At 41.5% G+C, this 16,991-nt stretch carries 20 protein-coding genes and 1 pseudogene; 19 read left to right on the top strand and 2 right to left on the bottom strand.

What is annotated here, in order from left to right:
• Positions 1 to 23 precede the first annotated feature (23 nt).
• The 5 genes from LA360_RS08525 (at position 24) to LA360_RS08505 (ending at position 4,230) form a co-directional block, all read left to right on the top strand.
• Entirely contained in the window at positions 24 to 1,625 is a 1,602-nt protein-coding gene (locus LA360_RS08525; RefSeq protein ID WP_225537456.1) for a PcfJ domain-containing protein, read from the top strand.
• A 64-nt stretch (positions 1,626 to 1,689) separates the two neighbouring features.
• Positions 1,690 to 2,010 (top strand): hypothetical protein, encoded by a 321-nt coding sequence (locus LA360_RS08520; RefSeq protein ID WP_112481626.1) that lies wholly within the window; start codon positions 1,690 to 1,692, stop codon positions 2,008 to 2,010.
• A gap of 116 nt (positions 2,011 to 2,126) precedes the next feature.
• Positions 2,127 to 2,753 (top strand): DUF4120 family protein, encoded by a 627-nt coding sequence (locus tag LA360_RS08515; RefSeq protein WP_112481627.1) that lies wholly within the window; start codon positions 2,127 to 2,129, stop codon positions 2,751 to 2,753.
• A 150-nt stretch (positions 2,754 to 2,903) separates the two neighbouring features.
• Positions 2,904 to 3,818, top strand: coding sequence for a ParM/StbA family protein (locus tag LA360_RS08510; protein ID WP_112481628.1), 915 nt, complete (start codon positions 2,904 to 2,906; stop codon positions 3,816 to 3,818).
• 4 nt (positions 3,819 to 3,822) lie between these two features.
• Positions 3,823 to 4,230 carry a hypothetical protein gene (locus tag LA360_RS08505; RefSeq protein WP_112481629.1) on the top strand — a complete coding sequence of 136 codons (408 nt, stop codon included), beginning with the start codon at positions 3,823 to 3,825 and terminating at the stop codon, positions 4,228 to 4,230.
• A 13-nt stretch (positions 4,231 to 4,243) separates the two neighbouring features.
• Here the strand turns inward: LA360_RS08505 and LA360_RS08500 are convergent, their stop codons facing one another.
• Complete coding sequence (locus LA360_RS08500) at positions 4,244 to 4,588, bottom strand: helix-turn-helix domain-containing protein (RefSeq protein ID WP_112481630.1); 345 nt, start codon at positions 4,586 to 4,588, stop codon at positions 4,244 to 4,246.
• Between the two features lie 173 nt (positions 4,589 to 4,761).
• Here LA360_RS08500 and LA360_RS08495 point away from each other — a divergent pair, with 173 nt between their 5' ends.
• The 4 genes from LA360_RS08495 (at position 4,762) to LA360_RS08480 (ending at position 7,757) form a co-directional block, all read left to right on the top strand.
• The gene (locus LA360_RS08495; RefSeq protein WP_112481631.1) at positions 4,762 to 5,109 is read left to right on the top strand and encodes a DUF6809 family protein; all 348 of its coding nucleotides are present in this window, start codon (positions 4,762 to 4,764) and stop codon (positions 5,107 to 5,109) included.
• Positions 5,110 to 5,455: 346 nt separating this feature from the next.
• Positions 5,456 to 6,301, top strand: coding sequence for an RNA polymerase sigma factor (locus LA360_RS08490; RefSeq protein WP_112481632.1), 846 nt, complete (start codon positions 5,456 to 5,458; stop codon positions 6,299 to 6,301).
• 13 nt (positions 6,302 to 6,314) lie between these two features.
• Entirely contained in the window at positions 6,315 to 6,998 is a 684-nt protein-coding gene (locus LA360_RS08485; protein WP_112481633.1) for a DUF2461 domain-containing protein, read from the top strand.
• Positions 6,999 to 7,100: 102 nt separating this feature from the next.
• A complete protein-coding gene (locus LA360_RS08480; protein WP_160116318.1) occupies positions 7,101 to 7,757 on the top strand; it encodes a TetR/AcrR family transcriptional regulator in 657 nt (218 codons plus the stop codon).
• 320 nt (positions 7,758 to 8,077) lie between these two features.
• On the opposite strand, the pseudogene LA360_RS08475 reads toward LA360_RS08480, so the two are convergent.
• Positions 8,078 to 9,464, bottom strand: a pseudogene (locus tag LA360_RS08475) (transposase).
• A gap of 169 nt (positions 9,465 to 9,633) precedes the next feature.
• On the opposite strand from LA360_RS08475, the gene LA360_RS08470 reads away from it, so the two are divergent.
• From LA360_RS08470 to LA360_RS08425, 10 genes are all read left to right on the top strand, one after another.
• Complete coding sequence (locus tag LA360_RS08470) at positions 9,634 to 10,125, top strand: hypothetical protein (protein WP_112481636.1); 492 nt, start codon at positions 9,634 to 9,636, stop codon at positions 10,123 to 10,125.
• A 258-nt stretch (positions 10,126 to 10,383) separates the two neighbouring features.
• Positions 10,384 to 10,932 (top strand): hypothetical protein, encoded by a 549-nt coding sequence (locus tag LA360_RS08465; RefSeq protein ID WP_112481637.1) that lies wholly within the window; start codon positions 10,384 to 10,386, stop codon positions 10,930 to 10,932.
• 291 nt (positions 10,933 to 11,223) lie between these two features.
• Complete coding sequence (locus LA360_RS08460; protein ID WP_225537454.1) at positions 11,224 to 11,952, top strand: hypothetical protein; 729 nt, start codon at positions 11,224 to 11,226, stop codon at positions 11,950 to 11,952.
• Positions 11,953 to 12,081: 129 nt separating this feature from the next.
• Positions 12,082 to 12,921, top strand: coding sequence for an N-acetylmuramoyl-L-alanine amidase family protein (locus LA360_RS08455; protein WP_112481638.1), 840 nt, complete (start codon positions 12,082 to 12,084; stop codon positions 12,919 to 12,921).
• Positions 12,922 to 13,019: 98 nt separating this feature from the next.
• Positions 13,020 to 13,430, top strand: a complete 411-nt coding sequence (locus tag LA360_RS08450) for an SdpI family protein (RefSeq protein ID WP_112481639.1) — start codon at positions 13,020 to 13,022, stop codon at positions 13,428 to 13,430.
• A 271-nt stretch (positions 13,431 to 13,701) separates the two neighbouring features.
• Complete coding sequence (locus tag LA360_RS08445; RefSeq protein WP_112481640.1) at positions 13,702 to 14,244, top strand: DUF3795 domain-containing protein; 543 nt, start codon at positions 13,702 to 13,704, stop codon at positions 14,242 to 14,244.
• A 51-nt stretch (positions 14,245 to 14,295) separates the two neighbouring features.
• A complete protein-coding gene (locus LA360_RS08440; protein ID WP_112481641.1) occupies positions 14,296 to 14,772 on the top strand; it encodes a VOC family protein in 477 nt (158 codons plus the stop codon).
• Between the two features lie 10 nt (positions 14,773 to 14,782).
• On the top strand, positions 14,783 to 15,208 hold the full coding sequence (locus LA360_RS08435; protein WP_112481642.1) for a pyridoxamine 5'-phosphate oxidase family protein: 426 nt from the start codon (positions 14,783 to 14,785) through the stop codon (positions 15,206 to 15,208).
• 139 nt (positions 15,209 to 15,347) lie between these two features.
• Positions 15,348 to 15,827, top strand: coding sequence for a GyrI-like domain-containing protein (locus tag LA360_RS08430; RefSeq protein WP_112481643.1), 480 nt, complete (start codon positions 15,348 to 15,350; stop codon positions 15,825 to 15,827).
• A gap of 106 nt (positions 15,828 to 15,933) precedes the next feature.
• Positions 15,934 to 16,974 (top strand): MerR family transcriptional regulator, encoded by a 1,041-nt coding sequence (locus LA360_RS08425; protein WP_112481644.1) that lies wholly within the window; start codon positions 15,934 to 15,936, stop codon positions 16,972 to 16,974.
• The last annotated feature ends 17 nt before the right edge of the window (positions 16,975 to 16,991 follow it).

Raw genomic sequence — 16,991 nt, 5'->3', positions numbered from 1 at the left:
TGTACTGCATGCAGTATGACATTATGGAGAAACGGAAGAAGGAGCGTCGGAAGAAAAAAGAAAGAGAGACTCTTGCGAGAATGAAGTCGGTTCCGGCTCTTCCAGGGAATATCAACCGGACAATAGAACGTGAGATGGTTCCCCATTATGTATTCTATACTTACAGCAGAAAGAAAAAAGGTATGGAAGGGTTCTGTACTGCATGTAATGCGGAGATACTGGTAACGAATGTAAAGCATAATAAAAAAGGAGTATGTCCTGTATGTAAAGCAACGGTGACTTTTAAGAGCCGTGGAAAACGCGGGATGATCATTGATCGGGAAACGCTGCAGATTTTTCAGCGCATTTCTCCAAATGAGATTATTGTCAGATTTCTTAAAATCTACTATCAGTATGGCGATGAAAAGATTCCTTATAAAAGTATCTATGAAAATGCCAGAACCTTTCTTTCCTGGGATGAAGATGGAAGAATTTCTGAAGAACACTTTTATTATGGTTATGGAGAGCGCGATAGCCTTACACCATGGAGATCAGGTGACCGTCCGGTATTCAGTTATTGGCGGTATAACTTTGAGGCTGACCAGACAGGATTTTTATATTACAGAAATCTGGAAAAGGTGTTTGCCGATTCGCCGTGGCAATATTCCCAGCTGAAGAAATTCTATCTGGCAGATCAGAAACCGCTTTATGCCCTTGACTATCTGGCAGCGTATAAACACTATCCTATGCTGGAGTATCTGGTAAGGCTGAAGCTGTACCGTTTGGCTGGAAACATCGCATTTGGCAACTACTATTATTATAATTCGGATTCTGGATTTAATCCAAATGGAAAAAATCTAAAGGAAGTACTGGGGTTTGATAAGAGTTATCTCCCTATGCTCCAGAGAATCAATCCCGGACTTGAACAGATAAAGTTGATGAGGGATCTGGTTTATGCGAGAATGGAATTAAATGAGGAACTGTTGATGTGGTGTGCAAAATTCGGCATCAGCAGAGCAGAAAATCTCCTTGTTCCACTAAAGTATATGACGCCTCATAAGCTGATGAAATATGTAAATGAACAGTATGCAAAATTCTGTAAAAAGAGCTTATATCAGATTGGTGGGTATTACCGTATGGAGAGTGTTTTGATAGATTACCGGGATTACCTGTGCATGAGCGAAGGGCTGGAACTGGATATGAAGAACAGCTTTGTCCTGTTTCCGGCGGACTTAAAGAAAGCCCATGATAAAGTAAATGATATTTCTGACAAAGAGCAGGCTCTGGTTTATGACAGGCAGATTCAGAAGCAGTTTGAGGAGTTGAACCAGCAATACCATTTTGTGAAATATGGGTTTGCTGTGCTCCTTCCTCATACGGCAAAGGAAATTCTGGAGGAAGGACAAAATCTCCATCATTGTGTCGGAGGCTATGTAAGGCAGGTCGTAAAAAGGGAAAGCACGATCTTGTTTGTCCGTAGAGTCGGGGAACAGGAGAAATCTCTCTGTACAGTGGAGATTAAAAATGGAAGACTGGTCCAGGCACGTTGTTATAAAAACGAGCCGCCATCTCCAGCTGTTCAGAGATTTCTGAACATATGGGAAAAAAAGATCCTGCATGCCCCGGCACTTGCTGTGGCTGCATAAGAAAAAGAACGGGTGTCCTTTTTGGGCATCCGTTTTTTAAAAACAATGAGAAAAGGAGAGCTATATGATCAAAAATTTAAACCAGTTAAAAAAGTCTTTAAAGAAGGGAAGCAGCATTGAGATTATTTCTCACTGCCGCCCAGAATATATCGGACAGAAACGCAGAATCACTCAGTCCAATACCCAGGGATTTTACAGTATCATACCAGATGAGCCAGACAATGAAGTAACGCTTGCCAACGATGGGAAGGGAAATGTCCTTTGGTGGAATAAAGCATCCTTTTGGGAGTTTGAAAATGATATCTGCAGTGCGTATTGCAATGACAGCGAGCATACGAAGCAATATCTGATTATGTCATTTCGCATTATAGAAGAGGTGGCTTAGGATAGTACAGTTTTCCCATATGGCTGACGAATAGGGAAGGAATCGTAAAATAATAGGATTTTATATATGGGAGAGAGCTTGTACAGTTCTCTTCTGCCTTTAAAGGAGGAAATCAAATGAGCAAGAGAATCATGATAAAATTGTCGGCATCTGAAGATTATGTTTATCTAAGGACATTATCAGAGGAATATCGTTCTCCACAAGGATTTACGATAACAGACAAAGAATTAGAGGAGATGGAGGAAAAGGGATATAAGATTGTATCTGATATCCATTCTTTTGCAAGACTGTCTCTACGGAAAACAATGGATGAGACAGATATTCTGGTCATAAATTTTACCTGGCTGAGTGATGCAGGTGGAGGAAAGGTTTTAGGAAGAGAAGAAACGGTTTTGCTTTCTTATGATAAATTTCAGGAGTATGTTGAGGAAAGCAGGAAAAATAATGGAGAGCAGAAAAAGCTTCTGTCTTTGGATGAAAAGCCCAGGCCAAGAATAGCATTTCAGAGCAGACGGAACCTGAAGGCGGTTACGGAGGAAAAGCTTCTTCGGAAAAAGTTGGGAAAGGTTCTCTGGAGGCATTTTGCAGGGCAAGGCAGCAGGCAGATTACAATATACGATGATTTTGAGCCGTACAGTTTTTTCTTCCGGGAACAGACGCCTTATGGAACCGGAATTTGCGGAGGAATTATTCTTCATGGGCGGGACAATATAGAGAAGGCGTATTATGGAATACATACCTGACCAGAACAGACAGGATAGGTTTTACAGGACAGAATGCAGGGCAAGGCAGCAGGATATGTTGTCTGCCCTGTATTTTTTCTTGGTTTGTTGAAAAATGCGTAATCCATGCGTATATGATAAGTATAAAGGAAAAAAGGAGATGGAAAACTTATGTTAATTGCAATTGATCATGGCAACAAACAAATGAAAACACCCCATTGCCCGCCCTTTGTATCCGGGCTGGCAGAAAGTATCACAAAACCTTTCGGCAGTGACATCCTGGAATATCAGGACAAGTTTTATACACTGTCAAACCAGAGGATTCCTTATAAAAGAGATAAGACAGAGGATGACCGCTTTTTTATTCTTACATTGTTTGGAATCGCAGAAGAAATTCTTTCCGGGGAAGGATATGGAGAGGAAGTTATGCGTATCAGCCTTGCTGTTGGTCTGCCGCCGGCGCATTATGGAGCGCAGAACCAGTCTTTTATCCAGTATTTTTCTAACCGTGGTATTGAAAAGTTTCGGTATCGTGGAAAGTCTTATACGATTTATATTGAAAATGTTCGCTGTTATCCACAAGCATTTGCGGCAGCAGTGACTATGATGGACAAGCTGATTGAAAAGCCAAGGGTACTTATTATTGATATCGGCGGATTTACAGCAGACTATCTGATGATGCGTTCCGGTCGGGCAGATCTGACGGTATGCGATTCTCTGGAAAATGGTGTGATCCTCCTGTATAACCGAATACGGACCAAAGCCAACTCTGAATTTGATATTTTATTAGAAGAGGCAGATATTGATGGTATCCTCAAAAGTGGGGAAAGTACCTATTCTCCTGCGGTTGTTTCTCTGGTAGAAAAACTGGCACAAGATTTTGTAAATGATCTGGCAAACAGCCTGCGGGAGCGTATGCTGGATCTGATGTCCGGTATGGTAGTATTCGTAGGAGGTGGAGCAATTTTGTTACGCCGGCAGATAGAAGCTTCCCGAAAGGTAGGAACCCCGTTATTTGTAGAGGATATCAGCGCCAATGCAAAAGGGTATGAATTTCTTTATAAAGCAGAAACTATAGGCAGGTGAGCCTATGAGCGGAAAAAGAAATCGGGAACGGTTCAGCATTAAATTTAATGAGAATGATCCAGCTCATGATACAGTGATACGCCTGCTGGAAAAACAAGGCCCTCATAGAAAGGCACAGTTTATTGTTAATGCAGTTCTTCATTATATAAACTGCCGGGAAACACCGGATATCCTTTCTCCACAGGCAATCTATAGAGAATCCATAGAAGAGATTATCAGGGAAATTCTTGACCGGAAGGGAAATGAGTATCCGTATCAGAGCAGTTTGGCAGATGCAGGGGCAGAAATGTTGGAAAAACAGATATCTGCCGGGCAAAAAAGTAAAAGAGGTGTGGAAGATGCACAGAAAGAAGTGGATCAGGCTACATTGGCATTGATAGCAGATACTATGTCGGCATTTCGGAATAGTTAATAAGTGGAAGGTGTCATTTCCTGCCTTGTGCTCCCCGGCCTTCCAATGCCGCAATAAAGGTGTTAATGATATCTTCCAGATAACGATAGTGCATAGGAGATAACACTGAAATTTTGGAAAGCAGGACGGAATGGTCATTGGTGTTTATTATGCCGAGCAACAGGTAATCGGTACTGATATCCAGTGCAGAGCAAACCCGTATAATGTTCTCCGGACGAAGAGCCTTTTTGCCAAGTTCGGCAGAAGAAATTGTCTGGGGTGTAACACCTGCTTTTTCAGCAAGCTCATCCTGTGTCATGCGAAGTTGTTTTCTACGGCCTAATATCCGGTTTCCAATTTGCTTTAACAGTTCGTCCATTCAGTTACCTCCATAAATAATGTTAGATTTTATGATTTTATCTGCTATGGAGCAAATTATTAAGCGATTATGGTTGATAAAACTCTTCTATGGTATATATAATGTGCAGTAAAGAGAGAAATATGAAGGAAATATTGGACAGACAAAATATACGATAAAAAGGAGAAACGGAAATGTTAAATGATGCATGGATGAAAATGGCTCAGTTTCTGGGGAGTCTGAACCGGGAAAATATGAACCGAAAAAGCTATGTACGGACCTCGGAATATGAAGAGGCGCTTGCAGTCTGGAAGCAGACAGAACCAGAATGGGAAAAGTTTCTGGAAACCTTATCCGCTGAGCAGCAGGATAAGGTGGAAAAAATGAAAGATTGCCTGGAGGATTTATCCTCTGCCCAGGAAGGGAGAGCTTATATTCAGGGATATGCCGATTGTATTCAGGCACTCTATCATATGGGGCTTCTAAAAGAGAATGAAGGGTTAAAGTGGGCTGAAAAGGTTGAATTTGAAGAAATACGATAGGAACAGCAAGATAGTCAGATATATATTTTTAGAAGTAAATAGTTTGAAATATAGAAAAGCCGTGGACTATGTTTTGCGGTTTTTTCTATATCCAGAGTCTTCCGCAAATCGGTTAATGGTATGATAATAGAGTAAATGTTTTCTGGAAGGACAAATTCAAAATATTGGAACAAAACGAAGCCAATGGAAAAATAAATTTCCCTGTCACACAGCAAAATGATAACAGTCTAATGAAATATACGGAATAATTCTGTTAAGAAGTGCCGCAGAATTTACCGGCGGGAATCAAAAGGTTTCTGTCCACACGCCGTAACAAATACCATTTGCACTTCAGAAAAGAGGAACCATGAACTCATTTACCAACGAAGAACTGATGGACCTGATCCAAAAAGCGACTGCCGGTGACAAGCAATCTCTGGAAACAGTGATGACCGGCATACAAGATCTGGTATTCAACCTGTCCCTGCGTATGCTTGGAACGTTCCCGGACGCAGAGGACGCATCCCAGGATATCCTTTTGAAGGTCATGACACACCTATCCTCCTTTAAGGGAGAGAGTTCTTTTTCTACTTGGGTATTCCGCATTGCGGTCAACCATTTGAAAGACTACAAAAAGCATATGTTTGCCAACGTGCCCTTAAGCTTTGAATTTTATGGAAGTGATATCCAAAACGCAAAGACAGAGGACATACCGGATCTGACCCAGAATGTGGAAAAAGCAATCCTTGCCGAAGAATTGAAGATGTCTTGTACAAATGTAATGCTCCAGTGCTTGGATACGGAGAGCAGATGTATATTCATCCTGGGAACCATGTTTAAGGTGGACAGCCGGATTGCCGGGGATATTCTGGGGATCACGCCGGAGGCATACCGCCAGCGTCTGTCAAGGGTGCGGAAAAAAATGGCGGATTTTCTGACAGAATACTGCGGTGAATATGGAAAAGGGAAATGCCACTGTGAAAACAGGGTAAATTATGCTATTCAGAGCCACCGTATTCACCCGTCACAGCTCTATTTCCAGACAGCGGTGCCTGCCCAGGTGATGCTGGATGTGAAAGAAGCCATGGAGGAGATCGATGATCTGTCGCAGGAGTTTTCTTTCTGTAAGACCTACCAGTCTCCGGAAAACCTGAAACAGTTTATCGAGGAATTTTTAAGCGGAACTTCCTTTTCCGTTGTCGGGAATGGTTAGAAAGGGGAACGATATGGATACACAGATTATTTTAAATTACTTAAAAGAATTAAATCAAAATAATAACCGGGAATGGTATCATGCCCATAAGACAGAGTATAAAGAGGCAAATGCCCAGTTTGAGGCACTGGTGGAAACGTTGATCTTCCGGATTGGGGAGTTTGACAGCCAAATCCATCCAAGGGATGCAAAGGAGCTGACCTTTAAGCTGACAAGGGATACCCGGTTCAGTCATGATAAGTCACCTTACAATCCGGCGTTTCGGGCACATATCGGTCCGGACGGGAAACTGCCGGTTCCGGTTGGGTATTATCTGATGATTAAACCGGGCGGAGGGTCCTTTCTTGGCGGCGGATTGTTTGCGGATATGTTTAAAGACGCAACTTTGATGATCCGGGATTATATTGCAGCAAATGGTGAGGAATGGGAGAAAATTATCAGCGGGCCAGAGTTTCAGAAAGAATTTGCCGTACAGGGAACAGCACTGAAAAAAGTTCCGGCCGGATATGATCAGGAGCATCCGCAGGCAGAATTTTTGAAGTTTAAAAGCTGGTATCTGGAATATCCAGTGAAGGATGAAACGATTGCAGATGGGGAGAATTTTTTGTCAGAGGCGGTAAGGCTGTTCCGGATCATGAAACCCTTCAATGATTTTTTGAACCGCGCACTTGTCGGCTTTCAGATGCCGACAAGATAGAAACCTTCCGAAACTGTCAATTTGATATGGGGGAGCCTCTGGCTATCAGAGGCTCTGGCTTTTACCAAATAAATGAAATACAGGGCAGGAAGGAGGATTCGGATGAATGACAGATTTTTTGCACTTCCAGAGGAAAGACAGATGCAGATTGTAAACGCTGCATATGAAGTCTTTTCACAGAACAGCTATAAAAATGCATCCATGTCCAGGCTCGCAGATGCTGGTGGTGTATCCAAATCCCTATTGTTTCATTACTTCATAAATAAAAAAGAACTGTATCTATATCTCTGGGAGCATGCATGCAGGCGGTTCCATGAGGCAGTCATGGAGTGCCATATACCAGTTACAGACTTTTTTGATGTTATATATCAGAGAGTAAGAGCAATGTGTGTATTTATGAGGGAGGTTCCAAGCATATACATATTTACATTGAGGGCGCTTTTTGAAGAAAACCAGGAGATAAAAGAGATACTCCGGCACAACGATATGTTTGTATTCGGCAACGGAACGGATGATATCGCATTTCTGGCAGATAGGGATTCATTTCGGCCAGGCATCGATACACAGCTATTATTAGAAGAGATCAATGGCTATCTGCTTAGCTGCTACTGGCAGATGTTTTCATCGGGGAAACTGGACCCGGATTGTTTGGAAAGAGATTTTCTAAAAAGGATAAAACAATGGAAGATGGCATATCTGAAGGAGGATATTGTTCAGAAAAATGAAAAGATTGAAGGTTCAGACTTTCTAATTTCTTAAGGTTCCATAGAAGATTTTTAGAGAAGCGTTTGCTAAAATTTATTTAAGATCAGCAGAGAGGAAATACGCTGCGGATCATTCTATTTTTAAATAGGTAATTGCGAAACAAGTAGGAAATCTTGATTCCAACAAGACAAAAATCTGGCATAGCCGGATTTTCGGGAGGTGTGTGTAAAAAACAGGATTTTCGGGTGCGAAAATAAAACAGATACGGGTATCTGACAGTAAAGGAATATGAACCACGGATACTTATGCGATCAAAGGTTTCAAGCTGCGGATATATTGATGTTTATGGATTTTATCCGCAACCATTACGGTAATCAGCTGGGCAATTCCGGCAAGGAGCAAATCCGCATGGAGTGTTTTCTCATTCTGTGTTTTACGCCCGGCAACACAAAAGCTGTCCTTAAAGTGGTTAATGGATTTTTCTACATTCACCCGGATTTTATATGTGGAGTCCCATTCTGATGTGCCGCGGATAGTCCCTGGATAAGCACGGAGGTTCTGTTCCGGATAGATGTAGATCATTCTTCCGCAGGAAGATGCTGTACACGGGTTGTCACAATGGCATACGCGTTTGGTTTTCTTTGTAATGTTGTCTCGTTCCCATTTCATTTTGGGACAGACAAATTTCATGGTTGGAAGACCACAGCGCAAATGAGATTTACTTCCTTCCCGTTTCATTGGGAGTGAAGCATCATGCGGGCAACAGGGAATGCCATCAGCATTTACGGTGTAATCGACTCCTTCGATTTTGAGTTTGTTTTTCAGGGGAATATACGCTTTTTCAAAGGATGTTTCCTGCAGTAGGTATTTATAAATCTCGATGGAATCGAAAGCGGCATCCCCCAGAAACGTTTTGGGGTTGATAAGCGGATGTTTCCGGAAGAAATCCTTCAGAGTCGGGATTAGCGCTTTGGAATCTGCAAGGCTTTTGTCCTCATCCGGAGAGTCAGATTTCTTTTCCACGATGATCTCAGGATGGGATACGAGAAAATCTTTGTTGTAAAAGGAAATATGTCTGACGATACCCAGCCCGTTTGTAACGATGCCGAATTTAAAGGCATAACAGAAATGCCCGTTAATGTACATCTGCTGAATCGCAGGATTAGCGGCAGCATGAGGCGGCATGGAACCATAGGCGGCTTTATAAGGGTCAAAGGAATCATCCAGCCCGTTCGCTTTTTTTAAAGATTTTAGCTGTTTGATGATACGGTTGGCGTATTTGGGATTATTTTCTGTTACCCATGCTTCAATACCGGAGGTATCAAAGAGAAGCATAGATGCTTTTTCCTTATCAATCCGTTGGCATATCGGTTCGGTCAGGTCAACCAGCCTGTCAAACATCGATTGTAAGTCCAATAAGAAATCCTGTTTGAAGCGTGTGAATTTAGACGCGTCAGGAACAACATCAAAGCCACAGAAATCCCGTAATTCCTGAGAGTATTTCAAAAATACAATCAGGAGGGAAGTAGTAGGAATCGAGAAAATAAGCTGTAATAACAGAGCCTTGAGCATTGGATAAAGAAGGTGCTTTCTAGGTCTGCCGGTGGCGGCGTGGAAATGGGAAACAAAAGACGTCGGGACAATTTCATCGAGGTTGATGGTTTCATCAAGCAAAGAAAGGAACTCATATTTATCGTTATCAAATTTATTTTGGCAATCGGTAAAAATATCTGCCAAAGAAAGCTGTTTGTATGTTATCATATAGGTACAACTCCTTTCTTGGTGGATTGGTAGATAGTTTCTGGACAATTCTATTTTACCATAAACCAGTGAGGAGTTGTTTTATTTTGTAAGAAAAAGAATCCCGTATTTATATGGGTTCTGGCGTTTCGCAAACGCCTATATTTTTAAAAGCTGAAAGGAGAACTAAATGAAAAAGAGAGCAAGAAAGTTGATTTTAATGTCAGGAATGGTGTGTGCCATGAGCGTTTCAGTATGTGGGTATGGATATGCAAAGGAAATGCCTGCAAATGTATCTGTGGCGGCTCCTGTAGACCAGACGACCACAGTCAACACAGCCGGCGAATGGGCAGACAGCATCCCGAACCTGGAAGGAAGTACAAAGGATGTCCAGGATGGTTCGTTTACAGTGGTGGAGGCTGTTAAGCAGAAGTCGGATAACGGTGGGGATATCTATGTATCAGCCGGCAGCGGCGATGATTCCGCATACAATAAGATTTCTGTTACCTATGATGAAAATACCCTGTTTATGGTAAAAACAATCTATGACGGCGGAGCAAGATCAGAGCTTTCTGCAGCGACATCTGCTACCTTGGACTCCGGGCAGACAGTAGCAGTATGGGGAACTCCATCGGATAATGGACTGAAAGCAACTCATATCTGCATCATAAAGGTAGAATAAATATCTGATGAAGACAGTGGAGTAGAAATAAGCAGCCTCTTTTGATAAGGATAAAACCCTTATCATGAGAGGCTGTTTTATTGAATACTGATTATCTGGTTTAAAATGCCTGTATGTTTACATGAAATCTTAAACTTCAGACTTATTTAAGGTGTCTTAGAGGCTTTTTAGAGATAGGAATGGTAAAATTTACTAAGAATTAGCAGAAAAATTAAACAAACTGCTGATATTATCTTTATAAAAAGAGAGGAGAGCAACATGAAAAAGAGAGCAAAAAAGTTGATTCTTATGGCAGGGATATTATGTGCCATAAGTATTACAGTATGTGCCTGCGGAAGCACAGAGGACGAATCGTCAGATGCCGTTGTTACGGCTCCATCTGATCAGCAAGCGGAACTTGAAGACGCAGTTCCGAAGGAAGATGCAGCTGATCAGAAACCGATTGCAGAAACCGACAGCATGCCTGGCAAATGGGAAGAGAGCGATCCAAACCTGGAAGGAAGCATTAAGGAGATACGGGATGGACAGCTCACGGTTGTAGAGGCTGTGATAGAAAAATCAGACGATGGCGGAGATATCATGGTAGCACCGGGCAGTGGTGATGACTCGGATTTTAATAAAGTTACAGTTACATATGATGAGGATACTATCATTGCGATACAGACCATCAGGAATGGAGGTGCCAGCTATGACATGTCAGAGGCAACGGCGGATTCTCTGGCGGAAGGACAGACTATAAGAGTGTGGGGAGTTCCGTCAGACGATGGGTTGAAGGCAACGCAGATCTGGATTATATTAGTGGAATAGAGGTTACCCTGGCTATTGTAGAACCGGTATAGTCGGCTTGTCAGGGTAGCAGGAATAAAAGAATACCCTCTTTTGATAAGAACAAAAACCTTGTCAGAAGAGGGTATTCCGTTTTATTCGTTAATATGTGAGATATGCCTTTCAGTACAGTAATGAGAGTATAAGTAAACTTCAGACTTTCTTAAGGTGTTTTAGAGGTGTTTTAGAGACTGTTTTGGTACAATCAACTAAAATCGGCAGAAAAACACAAATGCCTGCTGATAAAAGCTATGTAGCAGAGAGGAGAACAGAATGAAAAAACAAAAATTAGTTTTATTAACTGGTATACTGTGTGCTGTGAGCCTTATGGTATGCGCCTGCGGCAGCAAAAAGTATGAGCCTATAGAAGTAATTGCCCCGGAGGTGCAGCCGCTGGATACAGAAGAAGATGCTGAGAAAGAAACACCTGTCACAGAACAGGATATGGAAAATGAGGAAACAGATACAGAGGCTGATAAGGAAGAAGCCGGATCTTCTGCGAAACAAGGGAATGATGAAAATACGGCCGATACAGAAGGCGCCCAGGAAAATAAATCAGCAGCAGGAGGTTCTCCATCCACGGAGGAGCCGAAAAATACGGAAAATATATCTGGCACAGAAAGTGTTCAGGAAAACCAGCCGACATTACAAAGTGCATCCAGCGAATGGGTGGACAGTACTCCCAATCTGGAAGGTGATGCAAAGGATGTTCAGGCCGGACAGTTTACGGTCGTGGAGGCCGTTAAGCAAAAATCGGATAATGGTGGAGATATTTATGTGTCAGCCGGCAGTGGCGATGATTCATCATACAACAAGATTATGGTTACATATGATGAAAATACCCTGTTTGCAATTAGAACTATCTATGACGGAGGGGCGAGATCGGAGCTATTGGCAGCAACATCTGCTTCCCTGTCTTCTGGGGTACAAGTGCAGGTATGGGGGACATCATCAGGCGGAGGATTGAAAGCAACTCAGATTTGTATCATCAAAGTGGCGTAAATGTCTGATAAAACTGCAGTAAGGAAAATAGGCCCCTCTTTTGATAAGGACAAAGGTCCTTGTCAGAAGGGGGATTTTCTTTTTTCTAAAGAAAATGGTCTTAGGGCAGTCTGACAAACAGGAGGGGATATGGAGCAAAAGAGAAGGCAGGTGGCCTGGCGGGATGAAAGACCAAGGCGGCAGAAAAAGAGAGTTGCCAGACGCAGAAGAATTATGATTGCCTATATGGTAAGAGGAATCGTAGCGGTTATTTTGGCAGTCATGGTTTTGCTGATGATATGCGGCTGTCTGTATATTAAAGATTTTTTTCGAGGGGATAAAGATACCGACAGAAAAGCAGAATCAGACAAGGGAACTGTTTCCCACGTAGAAGAAGAGACCGAGACTATCGGGGAAATTAAGGAGGACACCAGATACAAAATAATGCTGGATGCCGGCCATGGCGGTACAGACGGAGGAACAGAGAAACAGGCAGCAGTCGAGAAGGATATCAATCTTGCGATTGTGCTGGAAATGAAAGAGCTATTGGAAAATAAAAGTATCCGTGTAGCACTTACAAGGGACAGAGATGTTTTTATGTCACTGGAAGATCGGGTACGGGCAGCAGAAGAAGCGGGTGCAGATCTGTTTCTGAGTGTCCATTGCAACTATTACGAAAAGGATAGTTCTATCAGCGGTCTGGAGTGCTATTACTGCAAAGGAGCCAGTGAGGGAAGAGATTATGCGGAGAAGATCATCACGGAAATAGAGGAACGTGGGAATATCGTATCCCGTAATGCAAAGCCTGCAGATTATTATGTCCTGAAAAATACGAGTATCCCTGCTGTTCTGGTGGAAGTGGGGTATCTTTCCAATTATAACGAAAGAACGAACCTGATGACAGAAGAATATCAGGAAAGGATTGCTATAGAGCTTGTAGAAGGGGTCGTGAAAGGGTTTGAAAGCAAAAGTAATCATTTGTCAGTCTAAGGTCTTCTCAGAATCGGTCAACAAGGCGATAATAAAAAGATAATGGATTTGGTGTATATCCATATTTTAAAAATACAGTATTAGGAAAGGAACATTTTATGGGATTTTGGTTATTCATGCTGGCTATGGATATTCTTATTCCGATTACCATGATCGGTTTTGGCTGGATGTTTATGCATAAAGTACCACAGAAAATAAATCATGCATTTGGTTACAGGAGTTATATGTCCCTGATAAATAAAGATACCTGGGCATTTGCACACAAGTATTGTGGAAGGATATGGTATATCTGTGGTATTTATATGATTCCAGTGTCGGTAGTTTCGTTACTCTTTGTGATTGGAAAGAGCGTTAATATAATAGGAAGAGTAGGGGGTATCTTGTGTGCTGTCCAGTCTTTGCTGCTGGCAGGTGCGGTGATCCCGACAGAGATTAAGTTAAAAAAAGTCTTTGATTGCAATGGAAAACGGAGAGAGCTGAAAAATGAAATACAGGGAATGCGGCGATAGATAAATTAAAAGGGAACGAGTTGCCAGAAGAAAAACGGATACAAAGATACCGGTTTTTTTGAAAAAGCAGCAGGTATTATATGTTTAAGATTTGGAAAAGGCATTATTATGAGATGATTGATAAGAACTTTTGGGGCATGGAATAGGTCGAGTGTTGACAATAGCTTGTATAGAATGTATAAAAATTATTGGATATTCTCAACTGGAATTAGACCGACAAGTTACCACGAACTTGTTCAGGAAATAAGTGGAAAATTGTGAAGGAGATATAGTGAAAGGGTTTAAGCGCGAAAATCAGTTATTATCTCTCTGCGGATTAAATTGTGGTTTATGTCCCATGCTTTTAGGTAATTACTGTGGTGGGTGTGGAAATGGCAATCAATCCTGCAAACTTGCCAGGTGCAGCATGGAGCAAAAGAATATAGAGTATTGTTTTCAATGTAGGGATTATCCATGCGGAAAATATGAGCATTTTGATGACTATGATTCTTTTATTACACACCAAAGTCGAAGGACAGACTTTGAAAAGGCCAGGCAGTACGGATTAGAAGCATACAATGCGGAACAGACGGAGAAAGTAAGAATACTAAATACTTTCCTAAATGAGTATAGTGACGGTCGCAAGAAGAATTTCTTTTGTGTTGCGGTTAATCTTTTAGAACTGCAGGAATTGCAAAAAGTGCTTGAGCAAACCAGGAATAAATCCGGTATAGAGATGCTTCCACCTAAAGAAAAGAGTGCTTTTGTGACGAAACTGCTACAGGATGTGGCAGCTAAGAATAAGATTAGTTTGAAATTACATAAGAAAAAGTGAGTATTTTAAGTAGGGTATTTTCCAATGTAAGGTAAAGAAAAGAGGATTTGTATGAAGTATATAGGTACCGTCATATCGGTGGCAGATATTTATAGTGCAAAAAAGTTTTATATGGATTTATTTGGATTAGAAGTATATCAGGACTATGGAAAGAACATTATGTTTACCTGTGGACTTGCGCTACAGCAGGATTTTGACTGGCTTGTAAATTTGCCGAAAGAAAAAATTTTAAGGAAATCCAATAATGCAGAAGTTGTTTTTGAGGAACGAAATTTTGATGATTTTTTGAAGAAACTGGAGGAATATTCCAATATCGAATATCTGGGAAGAGTCATTGAGCATAGTTGGGGCCAGCGTGTAATACGGTTTTATGACTTGGACGCACATATTGTAGAGGTTGGAGAAAGTATGAAAATGGTTATCAGGCGTTTTCTTGATATAGGAATGACTATGGAAGAAGTGTCCGTAAAAATGGATGTTTCCATGGAAGATTTGATTAAATTATTGCATAGTGAAAGCGCAATTTAGGAGGATATTTATGAAAAAGAAAATTTCGGAAGAAGCAAAAAGATTAATGGACGAAAGATTTGGGCATGATACATTGATTGCTCTTGCTACGACTGCGGATGATATTCCTAATGTCCGGGCGGTCAATGCGTATTATGAAAATGGGGCATTTTATATCATTACACATGCACAATCCAACAAGATGAAACAAATAGCAGAAAATCCCAATGTTGGATTATGCGGGGAATGGTTTACTGCTTATGGGATAGGTTTAAACCTGGGCTGGTTTTGCAAAGAAGATAATAGGATTATCGCAGAAAAATTGAAAAACGTATTCCGTGAATGGATCGATAACGGTCACAATAATTTTGATGATGAAAATACCTGCATACTTTGTGTAAGATTAAAAGATGGTGTACTATTTTCCCATGGAACGCGGTACGATATTCTTTTTTAAGTAAATTCTTCCATATGTTGACTTTGATGTAATCATGTAAACTATTAGGCATGAGCCACTTTGACGAATAGTTTGGAGAATAGAGCATTAGAAACACGAATTTAAAAATGCAGATAATGTATATTTAGGAGAAGATTAGATGAAATTAGAAAGATGCAAAAAAGATTCCTTTGTTGTAATCGGAAAGGAAGGATCATCCCTAGACGGAGAAAGGTTTATCCAGAATCTATGGAATGATGCAAATTCTCATTTTGAGGAAATTCAGCATTTGGCAAAGAAAGATGCAGATGGAAACATAAGCGGAATATGGGGGGCCATGTCCGATTTTTCCCGCTCGTTTCACCCGTGGGAAGACTTTAATAAAGGACTTTACCTTGCGGGGGTGGAATGTAACGAAGGTGCAGAAGCTCCGGCTGGATGGACAAAGTGGATCGTTCCTGCGTATGAGTACATTTATGTGGAATGCGATGAGGAAGATATCTTTTCAAAGACAATAACATATCTAAAAGATAGTGGAATCTCATTAGCAGGAGCGGTTCATGATTTTACTTGTCCGCAGACAGGGAAAACTTATATGTTCTTTCCAATCAGGAAATTACAAGCAGATGAAAAGATATAGAAGTCTGTGAATATAAGAAAACATGGAATTTTATAAGGCATTGACAGAAACAAAAAACAAGGTTATATTTCAGATATCTGAAATATACTAAAGTGGAGGCAGGGCGATGGATTATCTGACCGCTGTGGAAACAGCAAAAAAGTGGAATGTATCAAGCCGTATGATTGCCTACTATTGTGAAAAAGGACGAATTAAGGGTGCCGTAAAGAAAGGAAAGAGCTGGCTGGTGCCCGTTTCTGCTGAGAAGCCTATGGATAAACGCCATTTTAAAAAGATTGTTAAAACAAAGGATGACAGGATTGAAAAGGGCAATGAGGACCTCTTTACAGCGGATGACGGGAGATTGGGTTCTGCGTCTGCAGTCTACCATACAAAAGATGTTTTTCGGCATTTGGGGTTTACCAGGGAGGCCCTGCGCTATTATGAGGAAATTGGCCTGCTCAGCCCCAAAAGAAGTCAAGGGAGCCAGTACCGTGAATTTGATCTGTATGACATGTCCCGCTTGATGTCCATAGACTTTTATAAAAAACGAGGTTTTTCTCCTGTAGAAATGAAAGAACTGTTAAAGGAGTCTGGAGCCGAAAGATATGATCGAATTTTTAAACAACAGCTTGACTGTCTGCAACAGCAGATTGAACGGCTCCAGGAAATGCAGGAACAGCTGAAAGAAACAAGGGGGTTCTGCCGGGAGGCTGTTTATGGAGAGGGAAAGTTTGAGGTCAGGGAGCTGAAACCCTATTATGTCAGGGGAGCGTTTCCGGAAGTAGGTTCTTTTGAGGAATACCAGAAAAAGGTACTGTGCTATCTTGATCCAGAGAAGGAGGATATTCTTTCCAACGTGGTCAGGGCGATTACCTTTGATGATTCTGGATATAAAGGATCTGAAATGTATGTGGTAACACCTGCTGAAAAAGCGGATAACACGGGGCGGGGAATGTTTCTGGAGCATGGGAAATGTCTCTATACTACGCTGCTGGCGGATAATAATGACCCGTCCATTCCTGAAAAAATGTTCCGTTCCTGCCATGAATGGGCGCTATGGCAGCAGGCAACCTTCCGAGGAATGGTCTATATTTTTGTCCGTCTGGTCATGCTGAATGAGAAGGCGGACAAGCATTTTTATGAGGTATGGGTTCCTTTGAAATAAGAAACTGATAAGTTTTT

The organism is Enterocloster clostridioformis (genome assembly GCF_020297485.1).
Taxonomy (GTDB): domain Bacteria; phylum Bacillota; class Clostridia; order Lachnospirales; family Lachnospiraceae; genus Enterocloster; species Enterocloster clostridioformis.
The sequence above is the reverse complement of the archived record's forward strand: the minus strand, read 5'-3'. Positions and strand labels throughout refer to the sequence as shown.